The organism is Ruminiclostridium cellobioparum DSM 1351 = ATCC 15832 (assembly GCF_000621505.1).
GTDB lineage: Bacteria > Bacillota > Clostridia > Acetivibrionales > DSM-1351 > Ruminiclostridium > Ruminiclostridium cellobioparum.
In genome coordinates, this window is the sequence record NZ_JHYD01000015.1 from 78,702 (window position 1) to 99,787 (window position 21,086).

Annotated in this window: 16 protein-coding genes; 7 read left to right on the forward strand and 9 right to left on the reverse strand. The window is 42.3% G+C overall.

Annotation, left to right across the window (positions count from 1 at the left end; translation table 11 throughout):
• Both T344_RS0108175 and T344_RS0108180 read right to left on the reverse strand, forming a co-directional pair.
• Positions 1-1,518 carry a tagaturonate reductase gene (locus T344_RS0108175; RefSeq protein WP_027628297.1) on the reverse strand — a complete coding sequence of 506 codons (1,518 nt, stop codon included), beginning with the start codon at positions 1,516-1,518 and terminating at the stop codon, positions 1-3.
• A 184-nt stretch (positions 1,519-1,702) separates the two neighbouring features.
• Complete coding sequence (locus tag T344_RS0108180; RefSeq protein WP_027628298.1) at positions 1,703-2,548, reverse strand: helix-turn-helix domain-containing protein; 846 nt, start codon at positions 2,546-2,548, stop codon at positions 1,703-1,705.
• A 309-nt stretch (positions 2,549-2,857) separates the two neighbouring features.
• Here T344_RS0108180 and T344_RS0108185 point away from each other — a divergent pair, with 309 nt between their 5' ends.
• A complete protein-coding gene (locus tag T344_RS0108185) occupies positions 2,858-3,979 on the forward strand; it encodes a glycoside hydrolase family 88/105 protein (RefSeq protein ID WP_051571675.1) in 1,122 nt (373 codons plus the stop codon).
• Positions 3,976-5,352, forward strand: a complete 1,377-nt coding sequence (locus T344_RS0108190) for a glycoside hydrolase family 28 protein (RefSeq protein WP_027628300.1) — start codon at positions 3,976-3,978, stop codon at positions 5,350-5,352. Before T344_RS0108185 ends, T344_RS0108190 begins: the two co-directional genes overlap by 4 nt.
• On the opposite strand, the gene T344_RS0108195 is transcribed toward T344_RS0108190, so the two are convergent.
• The 6 genes from T344_RS0108195 to T344_RS0108220 all read right to left on the reverse strand — a co-directional run bounded on the left by T344_RS0108195 (position 5,294) and on the right by T344_RS0108220 (position 13,221).
• Positions 5,294-6,139 (reverse strand): sugar phosphate isomerase/epimerase family protein, encoded by an 846-nt coding sequence (locus T344_RS0108195; RefSeq protein ID WP_027628301.1) that lies wholly within the window; start codon positions 6,137-6,139, stop codon positions 5,294-5,296. The two genes, T344_RS0108190 and T344_RS0108195, sit on opposite strands and share 59 nt — an antisense overlap.
• Positions 6,140-6,170: 31 nt before the next feature.
• On the reverse strand, positions 6,171-7,808 hold the full coding sequence (locus T344_RS0108200; RefSeq protein ID WP_027628302.1) for a response regulator: 1,638 nt from the start codon (positions 7,806-7,808) through the stop codon (positions 6,171-6,173).
• An 18-nt stretch (positions 7,809-7,826) separates the two neighbouring features.
• Positions 7,827-9,638, reverse strand: coding sequence for a sensor histidine kinase (locus tag T344_RS0108205; RefSeq protein WP_027628303.1), 1,812 nt, complete (start codon positions 9,636-9,638; stop codon positions 7,827-7,829).
• A gap of 103 nt (positions 9,639-9,741) precedes the next feature.
• A complete protein-coding gene (locus T344_RS27860) occupies positions 9,742-11,274 on the reverse strand; it encodes an extracellular solute-binding protein (protein WP_051571677.1) in 1,533 nt (510 codons plus the stop codon).
• Between the two features lie 123 nt (positions 11,275-11,397).
• Positions 11,398-12,246, reverse strand: coding sequence for a carbohydrate ABC transporter permease (locus T344_RS0108215; protein ID WP_027628304.1), 849 nt, complete (start codon positions 12,244-12,246; stop codon positions 11,398-11,400).
• A 27-nt stretch (positions 12,247-12,273) separates the two neighbouring features.
• Entirely contained in the window at positions 12,274-13,221 is a 948-nt protein-coding gene (locus tag T344_RS0108220; RefSeq protein ID WP_027628305.1) for an ABC transporter permease, read from the reverse strand.
• A 682-nt stretch (positions 13,222-13,903) separates the two neighbouring features.
• Between T344_RS0108220 and T344_RS0108225 the strand changes: the two genes are divergently transcribed.
• From T344_RS0108225 to T344_RS0108245, 5 genes are all read left to right on the forward strand, one after another.
• Positions 13,904-14,827: an ABC transporter permease gene (locus T344_RS0108225; RefSeq protein WP_027628306.1), complete on the forward strand. Its 924-nt coding sequence runs from the start codon at positions 13,904-13,906 to the stop codon at positions 14,825-14,827.
• Positions 14,828-14,878: 51 nt separating this feature from the next.
• Entirely contained in the window at positions 14,879-15,865 is a 987-nt protein-coding gene (locus T344_RS0108230) for an ABC transporter permease (RefSeq protein WP_242842043.1), read from the forward strand.
• Positions 15,866-15,876: 11 nt separating this feature from the next.
• Positions 15,877-16,884: an ABC transporter ATP-binding protein gene (locus T344_RS0108235; RefSeq protein WP_027628308.1), complete on the forward strand. Its 1,008-nt coding sequence runs from the start codon at positions 15,877-15,879 to the stop codon at positions 16,882-16,884.
• Positions 16,877-17,884, forward strand: a complete 1,008-nt coding sequence (locus T344_RS0108240; RefSeq protein WP_027628309.1) for an ABC transporter ATP-binding protein — start codon at positions 16,877-16,879, stop codon at positions 17,882-17,884. The genes T344_RS0108235 and T344_RS0108240 overlap by 8 nt, the downstream gene beginning before the upstream one ends.
• Positions 17,885-18,077: 193 nt before the next feature.
• Positions 18,078-19,694 (forward strand): peptide ABC transporter substrate-binding protein, encoded by a 1,617-nt coding sequence (locus T344_RS0108245; protein ID WP_027628310.1) that lies wholly within the window; start codon positions 18,078-18,080, stop codon positions 19,692-19,694.
• A gap of 105 nt (positions 19,695-19,799) precedes the next feature.
• Here the strand turns inward: T344_RS0108245 and T344_RS0108250 are convergent, their stop codons facing one another.
• Positions 19,800-21,008 carry a YibE/F family protein gene (locus T344_RS0108250; RefSeq protein WP_027628311.1) on the reverse strand — a complete coding sequence of 403 codons (1,209 nt, stop codon included), beginning with the start codon at positions 21,006-21,008 and terminating at the stop codon, positions 19,800-19,802.
• Positions 21,009-21,086: the final 78 nt, after the last annotated feature.

Genomic DNA, 21,086 nt, shown 5'->3' on the forward strand with positions numbered 1-21,086 from the left:
CTACAACAATTTTTTTATTGCGGCTTCAATGCCGTTTGCCGTTATGGAGTAAACCTGTTCTGCAACCTTCTCCGGCAATCCGGGTACTTTGTTCAAATCACTGCCCCACCAGTCTGACTCCGAGAGTATACGGGCCACTATGGCATCAACTTCCTTTCCGGTGCCGTTAAAGTTCTCCCAACAGTCCCTGAAGGTTTCGAGAATGTGCATATCGTCACAAATTTTATATTCCTCACCTTTTCTTTCACCCGAAAGGTAATTATCCTTTATATCTTTTCCTTTATAAAAGGCTATAAGGCTTGCCAGAGAAAATGTAAGTATTTCAGGCAGTTTACCTTTTCTTTCGATGTATTCCAGCAGTGACGGCAGTACCCGTGCCTTGAATTTTGATACCGAATTAAGTGAAATGCTCAAAAGATAATGCTTGATAAATGGGTTTGAAAACCTTTCAAGAACATCATGAGCGAACTTGACCAATTCTTCCTCTTTCAGATCCAATGTTGGAATTATCTCGTCGAATATCCCCTTCTTCATATAGGTACTGATAAGCTTGTCATCCATACATTCCTTAACGGTGTCCAGTCCATACAGGTATGCGGCCAGAACCGTCATTGTATGAGCACCGTTGAGGATTCTTACCTTCCGGTCTCTATACGGTTTCATATTATCCGTCCATACAACGTTGAGCCCTGCCTTTGTAAAAGGAATCTCTTCGGCCAGTCTGCTGTCGCCTTCTATAACCCACAGATGGAATATTTCTCCGGTATCAAGCAAACCGTCCCTGTAACCCAATTCTTCTTCCAGAGTCGGGACCTCTTCTCTGGGATAGCCGGTTACTATTCTGTCCACCAGTGTATTCAGGAAGTGATTTGCTTCCCTTACCCATTTTATGAAAGCCTCTCCCAGGCTCCATTCCTCCGCAAGCTGCAATACGATCCTCTTCAGATTGTCACCATTCCTGTCAATGAGTTCGCAGGGGATTATTATCAGGCCTTTTTCCGGGTTTCCGCCAAAAGCTTTGAACCTCCTGTAAAGAAGTGCCGTAAGCTTGCCGGGATAGGATACCGGAGGTTCTTGCTGCAAGCTGTCCTCAGGATTATAGGAAATTCCCGCTTCGGTAGTGTTTGATATTATAAATCGCAGCTCGTCGCTTTCAGCCATTTTCATATATTCATCATAATGGGCATATAAATCTATGCCGCGGCTGATGGCGGTTATAACCTCCCTGCTGTCCACTATCCTGCCGTTCTGGACACCTCTGAGTATAAGGGTATAAGCTCCTCCCTGGTCGTTTATTTTATCTACCAGGCCGCTTTTGATAGGCTGAACCACAACAACATTGCCCTCAAAAAGCCCTTTTGAGTTTAAGGTATTGATCATCCAGTCCACAAAGCCTCTTAAAAAGTTGCCCTCCCCAAATTGAAGCACCTTCTCGGGATATTTTTCCGTTGGACCGGTTGGTATATTTATAAGAGCTTTGCCTTTTTCCCCAATAAGTTTTCTGCTTAGATTCTCCATATATGCCTCCTCAAAAATAGACTGTTTTTGTTTATAAGCCTATTTTATTAAAAATAATTGCTTATTTCTTGGCGTATATTGCAAAAAGATATGCAGAAATTGCTGAAATGCCGACTTTTAAAATTTCACAGGACTGCGTTGCGGCCAGTTGGAATAAAGCGGTACGTTTTGGATATAACAGACACTATTTAACCGAACCCTTCCTGTAGCTCAAGGGGGAATAGCCTGCTATCTGCCTGAATACCCTGTTGAATTGGGACACACTTCCGAAACCGGACTTTTCGGCAATTTCAATAACCTTAAACTTTTTATTCAGCAGGAGCTCCTGGGCTGCCCTTATCCTCACGGTATTAATGTACTCCAAAAGAGTAAACCCCGTTGTTTCCTTGAAAATCCTGCTCAAATAGTAGGGGCTGATAAAGAACAGCCTGGCTATCCCCGGTATGGACAATTCTTCTGAATAATGTTCATTAATATACTTTACTATTTCAGATACCTTTTCATGCTTGGGACTGCTTGAAAGAAATACATTGGCATCCGTCTGCCGGATATATCTGCCCATATACACCAGCAGTTTCATCAGCAAGCCCTGCAGACATATTTCAAAGCACTCTTCCTGTGCTTCTGTCTCCTGAAACATTTCGGAAAATATTCTTTCAACTTCCTGACTCTCCTTCAATGACAGTCCCATAACGCAGTAGCTTTTGCCGTTAAGCAGGTTCAGAATCCTGTCTGTGGATTTGTTTGCAGTCTCAATGAACGGTTTCTTAAAATATATCAGCAGCCTTTCGTGATCCGGTTTTTCGGCATCGGTGGTTTTATGGAGCTCCCCTTCTTTTATCAAAACCAGGTGGCCTTTTTTTATATGGAAAACCTTATCTTTTACAAAATAATATCTCTCACCTGCTCTGAGGTAATATATTTCATATTTGTCGTGAAAATGCCTTGAAGGCATTGAAAAATACCCCTTCACCCTTGAACTCGATATTGAAAAATTGTCATCTTCACTTGTAAAACTCCGTATATTCATAAAACCCTCCGTCCCTATCTCAAGTCTCTCACAGCTCTGCCGGTCATAACCACACCTTCATGATCCTCATTACCGTTTTAATTACCATTTTTATTACTGCTCATTACCATTATAAACTCCGAGAGCAATAATTGCTATATTCAAACAAATAGTGGCTATATTTGCGCAGATACTGTTAATTTAAGAGGCTATAATTATCATAGAGAGTATTATCAGAAAATTTCATTGGAGCAACTATCAGGTAATTCACATGTCAATACAATAAAAAATAACGGCAACATATAATACGTTTTAGAACGGAGGATCAGTATGCAAATCAATGCTTTTGAGAAGGATTTGCCTGAAATAGCGGCAAAATCCGCAATGTCCAGGCATTCAAAATATCTTGACAAATGGTGTTATGAGCTTGGCCTCATACTTAAAGCTGTTGAGGGTGTGTGGAGGCTTACAGGCAAAAGTGAATACTTTGATTACATAAGACATTCGGCCGATAGATTTATAGACAACGGGGGCAATATAATTGACTACGACATAAACGAGTTAAATCTCGATATGGTCAATCCCGGAAAAATACTGCTGCTATTGTATAACGAAACCTCGGATATCAGGTACAGGAAGGCTGCCAACACTCTGAGAAACCAGCTGGGCAGACAGCCCCGGAACCGACAGGGAGGCTTCTGGCATAAAGCCGTTTACCCCCATCAGATGTGGCTTGACGGTGTATACATGAGCTCTCCCTTTTATGCTCAATATGCCCTGCTTTTTGATGAGGTCCAAGCATTTGACGATATAGCAAACCAGGTAATCCTGCTGGCTTCCAACGCGAAGGATACTGCAACCGGCCTGCTGTATCATGCCTGGGATGAAAGCAGGGGTATGAAGTGGTCAAATGATATAACAGGCTGCTCGCCTCATTTCTGGGGACGTGCCATGGGCTGGTATGCAATGGCTGTTGCGGATATTCTGGACTATTTCCCCTCAACTCATCCAAAACGCAGTGAAATTATAGATATCCTTAAAAATATACTTACCGCCCTTGCTAAATTTCAGGATAAGGAAACAGGCTTATGGTATCAAATAGTCGATTTACCCGACCGAAAGGGAAACTACCTGGAAGCCTCCGCCTCCTGTATGTTTGCATATTCATATGCAAAGAGCATCCATTACGGCTACTTGGACAGCACCTTCAATGCGACTCTGCTAAAGGCCTACCAGGGTATACTTGAGCATTTGACGTATATCGATGAAAATGGCTCCATGAACCTCAAAAATGTTTGCAGCGTTGCGGGCCTGGGCGGCAATCCTTACAGAGACGGCTCCTTTGCCTATTATATAAGCGAACCTGTGGTCGAAAACGATTACAAGGGCTATGGCCCTTTGATACTGGCCGTAACAGAAATTGAGAAACTGAGGAGAAAAGATTTGATATGACAATTCCAACCGGTTTTTATAATATAATTGATTTTGGTGCCGTTTCCGGCGGTGCAGAGCTGTGTACAAAGGCATTTTTTGCTGCCGTTGAAGAATGTAGGCAGCATGGAGGGGGAACCGTATATGTTCCGTCCGGGACCTTTCTCACCGGCCCCATTGAATTGAAAAGCAATGTGACCCTTCATCTTGAGGCCGGTTCCAGAGTATTATTCAGTGACAGGATAGAGGACTATCCTGTGAGGGAGGTCAGATGGGAGGGCACCGAAGGGCCGGGTTATATGCCCATGATTTATGCACGGGCGGCCCAAAACATATGTATAACAGGCACCGGAACAATAGACGGCCAGGGAGGCTTCTGGTGGAAAAGCCATCTTCAGAGAAAACTTGCACATCCCCGTCCCCGCCTTTTATATTTTGAGGACTGCAGCAGAATCCTCCTGGAAAAGGTGCTGCTGGTCAATTCTCCCGCCTGGACGGTAAATCCTGTCCGGTGCCGGAACATTACCATAGACAATATCTCAATAGTTAATCCTCCAAATTCTCCAAACACCGACGGAATAAACCCCGATTCCTGCAAAAATGTGCGGATTTCAAACTGCCAGGTGGATGTAGGGGATGATTGTATTGCCATAAAGTCCGGTGTTGAGAACGGGAAATATCTGATACCCTGTGAAAATGTCTGCGTGACCAACTGCACACTGCTTCACGGCCATGGCGGTGTCGTCATCGGAAGTGAAATGAGCGGAGGAATCAGAAATATTGTTATATCCAACTGCATATTTGAGGGCACCGACCGGGGCATCCGTTTGAAAACACGCAGGGGCCGCGGAGGAACCGTCTGCGATATAAGAGTGAGCAACCTGATAATGAAGGACGTCATGTGTCCCATCGTAATGCATCAGTTCTACTTTTGCGGAGAAGGCGGCAAGGAAAAAAAAGTCCGGGACAGGGAGAGCTATCCTGTTACAGCTGAAACTCCCGCTTTCAGGAGTATCCATTTTAACGGCATCACAGCTGTCAATGCCCATGCTGCCGCCGCCTTCCTGTACGGACTCCCCGAAATGCCCATAGAGGATATAACCTTTGACAGCATCAGCATCTCCATGGCGGAAAATGCAGTTCCCGGAGTACCTGCCATGATGGATGGCGTTGGAGAAACCTTAAAAATGGGAGTATTTTGTGCCAACGTAAAAAATATAAGCTTTAACAATGTGTCGGTAAGGGGAGTTGAAGGCCCTGTCTACCAGCTGAACTCAGCAGAAGGGGTCACCTTTTCAAACTGCAGGCTGGACAGTTACAGCCAGCCTGCGCTGGTTAAGCAGGAGACGGCAGATAGTACCTTTCCCTTAAAAACTCCATTCCTCTGTCCATAATATCCAGTCTTGCATTTTCCATGAGTATATCAATGAACGGCTTTCTTTCCTTTAAAAGCCCGAAGGTATATGCATAGTTGAAGGAACCTTCTCCTGCCTGGACAACCTTCAGTTTATCACCCTCTGCAACGAAGTCCTTGGCATGAAAAGCAGCCATCCTGTCTCCGAAAAGCCGGAAGGCTTCCTTCACCACTTCCTCCTGCCTGTGATAATTATTGGCCGTCAGGAGGTTAACGGGGTCAAATACCACCTGTACGTTGTTTGAGCCAAGTTGGTCCAATGTCCTTGCAATTTTTTCGGGATTGTTCATGGTATAATGGCTTACACCTTCCAATCCCACAATCACACCGAATTTTTCAGCCTCCTCCGCCAGTTCCTTCAGGCTTTCCAGCAGCATTTTAAAAGCCCTCTCCCCATGGTTTTCAGGATTGTAGGAAAAATCCGCATTCAGTGAACCTGTCTCGGTTGCAACAATACTGCTGCCGAAGTCCCTTGCATATCTTATATGCTCCTTAAACCTGTCCAGCTGGCTTCTGCGGATATCAGGGTCAGGATGTACGGGGTTTATGTAGCATCCCAGTACCGCTATCTGGATATCATATTTGTCAAAAGCCCTGTAAATATGATTGGCCAGTCCGGGACTAAGTCTGCCATTATCATAATCTATCCCGTCTATTGCTTTGTTAATCGCCAGTTGTATACTGCTGAAACCCTTACCGCCTATTTTTTTCGCCAGCTCTTCAACCGGCTGTTTTCCAAAATCATGTGCCCTGACACCCAATCTCATACCGTCACCATCACTTTCTATTTACTTATATCTATAGTTCCTGACACTTTCCCGTCTTTTTGAACTCCAGGGGTGTCATTCCTGTGGTATTCTTGAAAATTGTTGAGAAATACTGTACGTTCTGGTAGCCTAGTTCCTCGCATATTCCGTATATTTTTTTGTTTGTGTTCCTGAGCAGTTCCTTTGCCATTTCCATTTTTACCTTTCGCACGTATTCCACAAACTGGGTTCCTGTCTCTTCCTTGAATATTCTGCTCAGGTAGGAGGGATTCAGATTTACGTGCTCGGCCACCTCTCCCAGGGAAATATCCTTGTTGCAGTGATCTTTAATATAGTCTACGGCCATCTTTATAACATATCCCGATCTGGCAGTCTTTCTTTCGTTAATGATACTGCAGACCCTTGAAGCAAGGTCACAGTACCAGTCCTTCATCTCTTCCATGGTCTGCCTTTTAAAAATTTCTCCATATAAATGCACGGGAGTGCCGTAAAGCTGCTCCGGCAAAATATTGATTTCATAGGTAGTTCTCAGCAAGGTGGAAAGAAGCTGGCAGTATACCTGCTGAACATAGTAATAGGGGATGCTCTTTCCTTTCAGCAGGCTGTCTATCCGGTTACTGACAAGTTTCCGGACCTCTTCCTCCTTGCCGGTCCACAGAATATTCTGCACCGAAGTCAGGATATCACTTAAATCCGGAATCATGTATTCCCGTTTTGTATTCTTTATTTCAACATTGTCTATGTACAAAACTGCGTTGTTGCCATATACCAGCCTGTAGTTGAGAGCTTTGACCGCTTCCTGATAGGATTCGGCAACCTCCTTCAACTGCGGGTATATTCTGCCTATGCCGGCGCTGACCGATATATCTATTTCTCTTTTCAGAGTATTCTTTATAGTCTCGGCTGTCAGTGCAATATCCTTTATGGTTGCAGCATGGTCGGAGGAGGCGTTGAATATGGTAACAACTTCGTTATTGTAGCTCTGAAATATAGTTTTCCTGTATTCCGGAGGTATGAGCTCCTGTATCATTTCAGATATCCTGAGATGGATGATCTGTACACTTTTTTCGAAGAATTCCTCGGAGGTATCCTCTATATTGTCAATTGAACAGACAAATACTCCCACATCATTTTCATCGATGTCTATATCGTAGGTGGTGAATTGTTTTCCATAGTCCCCCGTAAGTCTTGTTTTCCCGATAATGAGGCTGTTCAGGTAATGTTCCCTGAGTATGGGAAGATTTGAAAGATATAATTCCTCATATTTATTGTTTTTCTCTTTTTCAGTTTTTTCCTTAAGGATCAGGTCACGGAGCTTGATTACTTCTTCAATGATTTTCTGCTTTTTAAGCGGCTTTGTTATATAAGAGCAGACCCCGAGCTCAATGGCCTCCCTGGCAAAATCAAACTGCTCGTAAGCACTGATAAGGATTATTTTTACACAGGGGATCAGTTTTCTGATTTCCTTTACAAGCTCAAGTCCGTTTAAACCCGGCATTTTTATGTCGGTAATTATTATCTCCGGGTGCAGTTTTATTGCCATATCCAGGGCTTCAACCCCGTTTTTTGCAGTTCCGGCAACACAGATATCAAAGCTTTTCCAATCTATGCTCGCCCTGATCCCCTCAACAATGATCTGCTCATCATCTGCAATCAGCATTTTCAACATGACAAGTCCTCCCGGCCTTTAATAATTTTCTGTTATTTTCTTAAACGGAATTATAATGGTTACTTTTGTACCGGCCCCCCTGGTACTTCTTACTGTCAATCCATACTCGGCTCCGTAATACAGCTTTATCCTTTTATTTATATTTGCAAGGGCAAAGTAATTATCACTCTCGGCCTCCGTGCTTTCAAGAAATGCTATTATTTTTTGAATGTTTTCCGGATCAATACCTACTCCGTCATCCTCAACCGTAAAAAATACTCTGTCCTCGATTCTCACCCCTTTAACCTGAATATGGCTTTCCTCGGCTTTGGGTTCTATACCATGACAGATTGCATTTTCAAGCAGTGGCTGCAGCATAAAATTCGGAATATTCATATCAATTATTTCATCATCAAAATCAAACTCACAGGTAAACCTGTTGCTGAACCTTATCCTCTGTATCAGAACATAGCTTTTCAACTGTTCCAGCATATCTGCAACAGATATGAAATCCCTTCCCGCATTGAGACTTTTTTTGAAATAATCCGATACAGAGCCTACAAGCACCTCCAATTCCTGATACCTTTCCAGCTGGATAAGCCAGTTCATATTATCAAAAATATTATAAATGAAATGGGGGTTGATCTTTGATTGGAGCAGCTTCAGCTCGGCATCCTTTTGCAGCAGTTTCTGCTCGTATAGCTCCCCGAAAAGATTTTTTATTCTCCCCACCATGTTGTTGAAGCTGGTATACATATACCCGAATTCATCTTTTTCATGGTGTTCTATATTAATGCCGAAATTACCCGTTTCAACCTCTTTCATTGCATAAATCAGTTTTTTCAGCTTTCTGTATATCTTACCCGACATCAGCACAATAAAGAGTGAAGCGGTAATTACATTCATTATAAGAAATAGAACCAGAATATAGTCCCTCAGCTGTGCCATCTGTTTCATGGTCGTGTTTGCAGGCACAAAATTAACAAATTTCCAGCCGGTGTACTGGGAAGTATCATACACAATAATGTATTCGCCATTTGAAACCTTTTGCAGACCTTCTCCCTTTTCAGCCGTCACCAGCTTTTTTATTTCCTTCTCTATATTCTGCGGATAGCCCTTGCCTTCAGGCACCGAAGAGGCAACAATATTCCCTTCTCCATCCAGTATCATTGATCCGGCCTCGGAATCGCTTTTTATAATATTGTTCAGATAATATTTGTCAAAGTTGACGGCAAGCGTACCGGCCCTGGTCCCGTTGGACAATACATAAATAGGTCTTACAAAGGTAATCTGTTCATAATTCCTGTCCTTTATAAAGTTGATATTCTGCCTGTATTTATTGGTGAGAACAAATCTTCCGTCCTGAATCTGGAGTTTATAGAAATAATCCCTTTTTTCAGCGTTCAAATAGGAAAATACCCCATAATCACTGGTATACAGTTTATTATTTACATTCAGATACAAATCGATTGAGGCGGCACTTTTGACCGAATTTGTAACTATGCTCTGAAGAGTGCTTATTATATCGGGATTAATGCGGTAGCTGGGTGTGCTGCTCCGCTGGGACGGGTCAACCTGCTGCTGGATCAGCTGGTTGTTCTGAATAACATCGGCGGTATACTCCATACCTTCCACAATCATGTCGGTATACTCCACAGTTTTCTTGACATTGCTCCTGCTTTCCTGAATAACTATCTGTCTTATGTTTGAAGCATACAATCTGTAAAAGAGAGAATTGAACATAAAAAATATCACTATGACAATAAGAAAAAAATACACTATGATTTTTTTCTCGGTTGCAAAGATTTTAAAGTTTGTGTTAATCTGACTGCTGTTCAGATTCTCCCTCATTTGCAGTTCCTCCTGCCTGAAGCAATGTACTTTTTCCATACAGCCAAAAAGCCGGCAGACTCAGAATGTTAGCCCTCTTCTGAATCTGCTGACTTTTGTTTGCTTATTTATTCAGCTCTGCAAGCATCCCATCCCCGTTGATGCTCTTCCAGAAAGCCTCATATTCCTTGTATCCCTCATCAACCGAACATGATCCCATTATGATCTTAGAGGATATTTCATCAATTTTCTTCTTATATCCGCTCAGATTCTTGTTATAGAGATCCGACTTGTTGCTGGGAATAGAGTACTTGGGTCCAAGGTGCCTGTTTGTCTCCTCATTGAATTTAACCTGCAGAGGTATGAGCTTCTCTATTGTTTCCGACCATTTAAAGCCAAAATCCGTTATCTTGGGGTAGTACAGATAGAACTGATTTACATCACATTTATAACCTGAGTTCTTTGCTTTTTCAGTAGGTGTTATTATATTGTTTTCCAGAGTGTAGTGTTTTCCTTCAACCCCAAGGCATCTGAGTTTAACACCTTCCTCGGAATATACATAGTACTTAAGTACATCAAGTGCCCTGTCGGGATTCTTTGATTTTGAAGATATACAGAGAGCATCCTGAATTGCTTCATACAGATTGCCGCCCTGCCCTTTTGGCCCTTTCAGTTCATAAATTGGTACAAATTCTGTGGGTGCTTTTACGTTTTCAGCCTCTGTGCAGAAGTATATGTATCTATTATAATAGTCCAGCGTTGATGCGGCTTTTCCTGAGAAAAGATTCTCTCTTATAGTTGTATTCTCGTTTGTAAGGAATTCCTGATCCCATATCTTTTCCTTATAGAGTTTTGCAACATAGGCAAGAGCTTCCTTTGCCTCAGGTGTATTGAACCCGTCAATATACTTGCCGTCCTTTTCCCCTATCCCGTAATATGCACCAAACGGATTAAAGAAGAATGGAAGATTGTCAAGGAACTTTGCAAAAGTAAATGGTATTACTCCCTTTCCGACAAGCTTCTTCATCTCATTATAGAATTCGTCGGTAGTAGGTGTCTCGGAAAGTTTCACTCCGTTTGCATCCATTACGTCTTTTCTCATCCATATGAACTTGGACAGAGGAACATACATGGGCACACCTTGCAGCTTTCCGTCAACCTTCAGGTAATCCAGGTATGTCTGATCAACCAGTGAAGTTATTTCCGGTGCCTGCTTGATTAGATCATCCAATGGCATTGTATAACCTCTTGATGCCATAACGTGGATATTGTCCATTGCTTTTCTTACTGCAAATATATCAGGTATATCCCCCGAAGCAAGAACAACATTCAGTTTATCATTGTAACTGCTCTGAGGAGGTGCGATTACTTCCAGATCGGTATTTGTCTTACCCTCTATGACCTTTTCCACTTCAGCCATGAGTTCAGGATCAACAGCCTCCCCACCCCATCCAGTCTGTGAAAGGAAGAAGGATAATTTAACCTTTTCCTTTGGAGCATCCGTCTGCTGAGTTGACGACACCGCAGCGGTGCTGACGGCAGCCTTGGTACTGTTGGCCGCTCCCGTCTCCTTACTCGCTCCTCCGCAGCCGGCAAACATTACCACCGCCATTACAGCAACCATTATCAGCGCAATTACTTTTCTGATTTTAGCCATTTGTTCTACCCCTTTCTATTAAATTATATATCAAAAACCAATGGACAAATAGTCCCCGGTTTTCGTCCGGTATTGGAAAAATCACCTTTGTTTTTATCCAATCGTTGTAATTGGGCACCTGACTCAGCCCTTTACAGATCCAAGCATAATACCTGATATGAAATATCTCTGTATGAATGGGTAAAGTATAAGTACCGGGAGCATCGTCATTATCATTACGGACATTTTGAAATTATTTAATGCCGATGCCGATGAAATAGCCGATTCCGACTGGAATATCAACTGCCGCAGCAATATCTGAAGAGTATATTTACTGCTGTCGTTTATGAACATAACAACATACAGATAGGTGTTCCAGTGAGACACGGCATAAAATAGAGTAACTGCCGCTATTATTGGAATTGAAACAGGAATAACGATTTTTATTAAAATTCCCAGTTCGGTACAGCCGTCCAGTCTTGCTGATTCCATCAGGCTTTCGGGAATGGAGGCCATATAATTTTTCATGAGGATCAAGTTGTAGGTGGAAATTGCCGAAGGAATTATCAAAGAGAGATAGCTGTCTATCATCCCCAGCTTGTTAACTACAAGGTAAAACGGGATGATTCCCGCATCCAGAACCATGGTTGCAACTACAAATCTTAACAAAAAATTTTTAAATATCAAATCTTTCTGAGCCAGTGCATATCCCATTACAAGGGTCATACCCATTGAGAAAAGGGTTGCACTGATTGTAACAAACAGTGAATTATAGAAGGCGGGCATATACCCGCTGTTAAAAATTGCAAAATAATTTGCAAAGGTAATGGATTTGGGTATTAGTACATATCCCTGCCTGGCTACAACTTCATCCGGGGAAATTGACGTGGAAACAACAAGCAGCAGAGGTATTAAAACTATCATACTTACCAAAATTAAAAATAAACCGTTACCCAATACAAATATTCTTCTTCCTATTCCAACATTTTTCACAGCTCTCACCTCCAATGTAAGTTATTGTTATAAGATGCTTTCATCAAGGAATTTCTTGCTGGCCTTATTGCAGCCAATGACCAGTACTGCACTTATAACCGCAGTAAATAAACTTACTGCCGTTGCGTAGCCGATGTTTCCGTTCAGCAATCCCTCGGTAAAAGAGTATGTGGTCAAAACTTCACTGACACTGTAAACCGGCGGAACATACATAACCAGAACCTGTTCGAATATCAGAAGTATACGGGCTACCGTCAGCAGAAGAACGGTGGCTATGGTACTTTTCAAGGAGGGAAGAGTGACGTACAGCAATTTTCCCCAATAGCCCGAGCCATCCACAGTGGCCGCATCATACAGCTGCTCGTCAATAGAGGATATGGTAGCAATATATATAATTGTTCCGTAACCTACATCTCTCCATATATAGGAGCTTACCAGAACAGATCTGAACCATTTGGGATCTACCATAAAGTACTGCGGTTCCAGGCCAAAAGCAGAAATGATTTGGTTTACAAAACCATTACTTGGCGATAATACCATGGAAAAAATAGCTCCGATTACAACCCAGGAGAAAAAGTGGGGTATGTAAACTACAAACTGAACTACCCGTTTTATCCTGGTTATTACTATTTCATTCATTAGAAGAGCAAGTATTATGGGCAGCGGAAAATAGAACAGCAAATTGTACAGGCTTATCAGGAGAGTATTTCTGAAGGCTCCCCAGAAACCGGGCGAACCGAATAACTGCTTAAAATTCTCCAGACCTATAAAGGATATGTCCGCCCTTGTCCCATAGTCGGTAAAAGCTGCAATTGCTCCTGCCATGGGGGCATATTTAAATATCAGATACCAGACTACTCCCGGAATCAGCAGCAAAAGTACTGCCCTTTGCCGTTTAAGCTTACTTTTTAATTCGCTTTTCCGGTTATATTGAATTGAATTTTGTGGGGATAGTTGTACCGGGTTTGTTTTCATACCGAAAGCTCCTTATCATTTCTTTGAATATGTCGTGTCCAGTAATTTAATGTTATATAATTTGGAAAACAATTACTACATGACAGTTTTTAGGTTTGTTACGCATTTTTTACATACCTGCAAGGCAGCAGAAAACATATCTTCGCAAAAAAAAAGCTTGTATCCTTGAAAGTTATTAATAAATTTAACAGCAACATTCCTTTTAGATCCGTCGTTTTTATAAAATCTTTACTTTCCTAATGTTTTTTTTACCATCTCATTCCGGCTGACCTTATGATTTGATTGTTCACTATTACTTCATTATGGTAAACAATCAGCGTGTCCCCTCGTTGATGGGCGATTTACATAAAATCAATTGTCGAATTTTGGTGATATTATACCAAACCATATAATCCGCATATATGCAGTATTTGACAGACTTATTGGGATTAATATAATATTGAATCGTTATCTATTTTGTAGTATAATTCGACAATATAATATTATTTTTTCTTTTTTCTACAAACAACATCAGTTTACTGTTTAACTCTCAGGTGACATTGTCGTCACATTTAATATTCGGACTGATTGTTTTACTGTGTCAAAATGGAAGAGTATAACTTAATCGGTTTGCTAAATATATAGATAAATGCAAGCTTATTTTTTTGAAACTGCGTTAAAAGGGTCGCAGCTAGGAGGTCACATGGCAAAATATATACTTAAGAGATTGTTGGTTTCATTATTGACATTATGGATTATGTTTACATTAACTTTTTTCTTGATGCATTTAACACCAGGCAGCCCATTCCTGGGAGATAAAAAATTAACTCCTGAAATTCTGGCAAACCTTGAAGCAAAATATGGTTTGGATAAGCCAATCCTGGTTCAATACGAAAAATACGCAAAAAATGTCCTTACCGGAGACTTTGGTGAATCAATCACTCTGGCCGGCCAGGATGTAAAGGACATAATAGTGAGAAAGTTCCCATATTCTCTTAAACTCGGGCTCTTCTCCAGTGCCATTGCCATCCTTGTGGGTACTGTACTTGGTACTATCAGCGCACTAAAGAAAAATACGGGGACCGACAGGGCAATAATGCTTATCGTAACTGTAGGTATAGCTGTTCCCAGCTTTGTTGTAGCCACGGTAAGCATGGTGGTATTCGGGGTCAAATTTCATTTATTCCCGACGGTAAGTCATCTGGATACCCTGTCCAGCTATATCCTGCCCGGCTTTGCTCTCTCCTTTTTCCCGCTGAGCTTTATTACAAGACTCATGCGCTCATCAATGCTGGATGTCATTAATCAGGACTATATCAGGACTGCACGTGCCAAAGGGCTCTCCGACAGGATGGTTATTTTTAAACATGGCTTGAGAAATGGAATTCTGCCGGTTGTCACCTATGCCGGCCCAATGGTTGCAGGTGTGTTAACAGGTTCCTTCGTAATAGAATCCATATTTTCCATTCCCGGATTGGGAAGTTCTTTTGTAACCAGTATTACCGCAAAGGATTATCCAACAGTTATGGGTGTAACCATCTTCTTCGGTGCGGTGCTTATTTTTATGAACTTCTTGGTGGATATAATATACAGATTCGTTGATCCGAGAATCAATATTACAAAATAAGCAGGGTTTCATTACAAAATATTGCTGCGGGGCAGCGGAATGGAGAAAGAGATGAATAAATCCGAAATTTTAGATAATAAATTGTTTATACCTGCCACAGAGAGTGAAAAGGCAACGGTCGAAGTTATGCGGCCGTCGGTGGGGTATTGGAAGGATGCCTGGAAAAGGCTCAGGACCAACAAGGTTGCCATGGGTTCACTGATTGTTATATTGCTGGTTATACTGGCAGCCATCATAGGTCCCATGCTTTCACCATATGCATATGACCAGATTAATAAAGGCAGTGAGAATTTATCTCCGAATGCCCAGCATATTTTTGGTACCGACAGCCTTGGAAGAGATTTGTTCACCAGAACCATGATCGGTGCCAGAATCTCTATTTCTGTCGGTGTTGTTGCCGCTGTAATGATATCCATAATAGGTATACTGTATGGCGCAATTTCCGGTTTTCTCGGAGGCTGGGTCGATATTGTAATGATGAGAATTGTTGATATAGTTTATTCCATACCTACAATTTTGATCGTTATACTGCTCCAGGTAGTTCTTAAGAACCCTATAGACAAATTCCTGTCCTCCGCAAATGCTCCCGGTTTTCTCAAAGGCCTGGGAGTCGGTTTGATAAGTATATTCTTTGTTCTGGCACTGCTCTACTGGGTTGATATGGCCAGAATAGTCCGCGGACAAATCCTGGCTTTGAAAGAGCAGGAATATGTCCTGGCTGCAAAGGTGCTTGGCGCCGGCAGTAAGGATATCATATTAAAACATTTGATACCTAACTGTATCGGTCAGATAATTGTTGTTGCAACCCTAAAAATACCTGAAGCCATATTTGTCGAATCATTTTTAAGTTTCATAGGTCTTGGTGTATCCATACCCATGGCTTCACTGGGATCCTTGTCACAGGCGGCACTGAAGGGTATATATTCATATCCCTACATGCTTATTTTCCCGGCTGCAACCATAAGTATCATCATATTGTCCATGAATCTTTTTGGGGACGGGCTCAGAGACGCACTGGATCCAAGAATGAAGAAATAGGAGGTTAACTAATGAGTAAAGAATTGCTTAAAATAAATGATTTAAAAGTTTCGTTTTTTACACCGGCCGGTGAGGTTAAAGCCGTTAACGGTGTAAGTTACACCCTTGAACCCGGTAAGGTATTGGGTATCGTTGGTGAATCGGGTTCCGGAAAAAGTGTTTCCTCCTATTCAATCATGGGACTTATAGACAAGCCCGGTAAAATGGTTGGGGGCAGCATTACTTTCGACGGCAAGGATGTTTCAGCAATGAAGAAAGCTGAAAGACAGAATTTTTCAGGTAACGAAGTAGCAATGATTTTTCAGGATCCAATGACCTGTCTGAATCCTGTATTTACTATCGGAAATCAGATAGCCGAATCCCTGTACCACAAATACGGAAAGATCTCAAAGGAAGAAATAAAGAAAAGGTCCATAGAGCTGTTGTCCCTGGTGGGTATAAATGAACCCGAAAAACGTCTTTCCCAGTATCCCCATGAATTTTCAGGAGGTATGCGCCAAAGGGCAATGATAGCCATGGCTCTTGCAGGTGCTCCCAAGCTGCTTATAGCAGACGAGCCCACAACTGCGCTTGATGTTACCATACAGGCTCAGATACTTGAACTGCTGAAGGATATCCAGAAAAAAACCGGCATGGCCATAGTGCTTATAACCCATGATCTTGGAATAGTGGCCGATATGGCTGATGATGTAATAGTCATGTACGGAGGAAAAATTGTTGAGCAGGGCACGGTGTACAGTATTTTCCACAATCCGTGCCACCCTTATACAAAGGGTTTGATACGCTCTCTGCCCGACCTGAACAGGAAGGGTGAAAAACTGGTTCCTATTAAAGGAAATCCTATTGACCTTCTCAATCTTCCAAAGGGCTGTGCATTTGCCCCCAGATGTGAAAACTGCCTTAAGGTTTGTATAAACCACATGCCGGCAGAACATGTTGGGGAGGACGGGCATAGAACTGCCTGCTGGCTTTATGACCGGAGGGCAAATAATAATGCGGAGGTAAAAAAGAATGGCTAAGGAAACCGGAACTTCTGCTGAAGATAAAAAGGTTCTTATAGAAGTTAATAATCTAAAGCAATATTTCAACATAAGGAATAATTTAGGGGAAAAAGCCTCCGTAAAAGCGGTTGACGACGTTACCTTCAATATATACAAAGGGGAAACTCTGGGTCTCGTAGGTGAGTCGGGTTCGGGTAAAACCACCCTGGGCCGCTCCATACTCCGGGTTTACGATCCTACTTCCGGACAGATCAAGTTTTCAGGGGTGGATATAACAAAATTCCAAAAGGGCAAACTGCTGCCCTACAGAAAGAAAATGCAGTACATTTTCCAGGATCCGTATGCATCCCTTGATCCCCGTATGACAGTATCGGATATTGTGGGTGAAGCTCTGGACATACACAAGCTTGCAACTTCAAAAAAGGACAGGGCCGATAAAATAAGAGAGCTCTTAAAACTGGTTGGTCTGAATACCGAACATTCTTCACGTTATCCCCATGAATTTTCAGGCGGTCAGCGTCAAAGAATCGGTATAGCACGCGCCATAGCCGTAGAGCCGGAATTTATAGTCTGCGATGAACCTGTTTCGGCACTTGACGTATCAATAAGAGCGCAGATCATAAATACTCTTGAAGAGATGCAGGAAAGATTGAATCTGACATACCTGTTTATCTCTCACGACCTTGGAGTTGTAAGACATACCTGCGACAGGGTGGGAGTCATGTATCTGGGGCACATTGTCGAACTGGTTGAATCCGAGGAATTGTATAGGAATCCTCTTCACCCATACACTCAGGCACTGCTCACTGCGATTCCGGAGCCCGATCCTGAAATTGCAAAGAAGCGAAACAGGATAATACTGAAGGGTGAAATACCTTCACCTGTAAATCCTCCTTCAGGCTGCAAATTCAGAACCAGATGCCCTTACGCAAAGGATATCTGTGCAAAGCAGGTACCCGAATTCAAAGACTACGGAAACGGTCATTATGTGGCCTGTCACTTTACAGGCAAACTTTAAGTTGTGCAGGTTTTCCATATTGCAAGATGATAAAAGTTCTTCAGCAATCCGATGAGGTCGACATTGGATTAAAACCAAAAAAGGTATATAACCTTTTATTCAAGAGAAGAATATTTTTATTGTAATAATGGACTTAATTAATAGTTAGAGCCAGTAATCGCACTAAAATTCAAAACAATAGGGAGAATAATTAATGAAGAGAATATTAGCACTAATTCTTACACTAGCAGCCATTATAACAGTATTCGCCGGCTGCGGAAACGCAGCGAACACCGGCGGAAAGGCTATCAGCGCAACCATAGCTTCCGAGCCTAAAACACTTGATCCGTCCCTTAATAATGCAGTTGACGGCGGAAATTATATTTTATGCGCATTTGAAGGTTTAACCACCATCGGTAAGGACGGAACAATTGTAGCCGGTGCCGCGGAGAAATGGGAAACCAGCACCGACGGTCTTGTCTGGACCTTCCATATCCGTAAGGATGCAAAATGGTCCGACGGTAAAGATGTAACCGCCAATGATTTTATCTATTCCTGGAAAAGAACCGTAAATAAGGACACTGCAGCAGATTACGCCTACTATGTATACTTTATCAAAAACGGTGAAAAGATCAATGCCGGCGAAGCCGATATGGACACTTTAGGAGTAAAGGCACTTGATGATAAAACTCTTGAGGTAACTCTTGAGAATGCATGCCCGTTCTTTACCGAAATAGTTGCCTTCCCTGCACTGGTTCCGCAGAGAGAGGATATCGTAGCAAATAATACAAGCAAATGGGCTCTTGATCCTGCAACCTATGTAGGAAACGGTCCTTACAAGCTCACAAGCTGGGAGCATGACTCCAAGATCACCTTTGAAAAAAGTGACACTTACTGGGGTAAGGATTCCATAGTCGCTCCTAAAATCGAGTGGTATCTTATGAATGACCAGAATGCCATACTGAGTGCATTTAAGAATGGTCAGGTAGCATATGCAAAAAATATACCGACCGATGAACTGGCAGCTGAAAAAGACGCCGGAAACCTTAAAATTCTTCCGTTGCTTGGAACCTACTATATTGACCTTGTAAACAGCAAGGCTCCCTTTGATAATCCAAAGGTAAGAAAAGCCTTCTCACTGGCAATTGACCGTAATTACCTTGTTGAAAAGGTTAAAAAAGGAGGAGAAACTCCTGCTTCAGCCTTTGTACCTTACGGTATCGCAGACGTAAAACAGGAGCCTGACTTCCGTACAACTGCAGGTGAATTTATATCAACCAAACCTGAAGATTATGAAAAGAACGTTGCTGAGGCTAAAAAATTACTTGCCGAGGCAGGCTACCCCGGCGGAAAAGGCTTGCCGAAAATCACTTTCGGTTTGAATTCCGGTTCGGGACATGAACCTGTAGCTGAAGCTTTACAGCAGATGTGGAAGGAAAACCTCGGTGTTGAGGTTGAAATCCTCGCTCAGGAATGGAACGTATTCCAGCAGTCAAGAAAAGACGGTGTTTACAATATAAACAGAAACGGCTGGTTAGGTGACTACATGGATCCGTCAACCTTTATGGATATGTTCACCACCGGAAACGGACAGAACAACGCCAAGTACAGCAATAAGCAATATGATGAAAAGATATCGGCGGCAAGAAAAGAAACCGACACTGCAAAACGTATACAGCTATTCCACGATGCTGAGAAAATCCTTATGGAGGATGCTCCCATAGCTCCTCTCTACTTCTACACCGAACCTGTTGTAATATCAAAGGATTTACAGGGAATAGTAAATACAAAACTCGGTTTTGTACTCTTTAACTGGGCATCATTTAAATAATTGTAATTCACTTTATTAAGTTGAAAGTGAACTACTGAAATAAACAAGTATGATAACCCCCTGCAGGCAACGGGTCCGACCCGAACCTCCAGGGGGTTCTTGTTTTTAATTTCTCCGGGTCATGAGCCATGAACTGATAAAGGCCACCAGGGGAACAGTAAGAATGATTCCAATGGAACCGGCAACTCCTTGAATAACCTCCACACCGATATAATCCGAATTAATCAGCTGAATAAACGGGATATCATAGGCCCTGGTTAAAATAAGCGTGTTCAGGGATGATCCCACAAATGCCAGAATCAGAGTATTTGCCATAGTACCCATGGCATCACGGCCTATATTCATACCTGATACAAACAGTTTTCCCAGGGATAAATCATGATTTAACATGTACAGTTCATTGACCGACGAGGCAATAGACATGGCAACATCCATTACGGCGCCCAATGCGGCTATCAGAACGCCGCTTACCAGCAGCCCGCTTATCTTCATTCCCTTATCCGTGACATTAAGTATCAAGCTCTCTGCATCACTCATGTTAAATCCGTTGAATGGGGTAAGGTATCCGACTAAAGCTGCAATGATCCCTGCTGCTGCGACTCCTGCGGTACAGCCAAGGACAGCCGAAACAGCCTTTCGTGTAAAACCGTCCAGCAAAAGCAGCGACACTGTTGTTGTTACCACTGCAATCACACTGGTAATAAGTATGGAATTAAATCCTCTCATCATCAAGGGCATTAATATAAACCATATGCAAACCAATGTAAAAATCAGCCCCAATAACGCTTTTGCACCCTTTTTTCCGCCAATGGCTACAAGAAGCAGCATGAATACAAGGATGAACACACCCAGTACCATACTCCGGTCATAGTTGTACATGACGGCATATAGTATTCCTTTTTCGTTTGTATCTATCCTGACAATAATACGGTCGCCGGTATGGACATCCACATTTGCCAGTGCACTGAGATAATTTGTTAATTGCAGTATTTCCCCTTTATGTACTCCCCCCAGGATTTCAATTTTCAACTCCTGCTTTCCCAGCCTTCTCCCTTCAGATCTCACATAATCCGGTTCGGCATCATCATAAAGTACATCTATTACGCGTGCCGGCACAAACACAAACCGGCTTGCACTGCTTGGAACATCCGTCGGGTCGGGCCGGTTAATAATTACTGCAGCAGTGATAAAAATGCCCAAAAACAATATTAAAACCAGCACTCTGATAATAATACCCCTTTGGGAAATCTTCGATATATTAACAGGAGCTTTTACATTATGTTTATACTCTGCCTCTTTATAATTCTTACGCAAGTTCTGCCCCCACCTTCAGGTAAGGCTGTCTGAAAATTTACCGACAGCCTTACCGAATTTATTATATTTATAAAATCC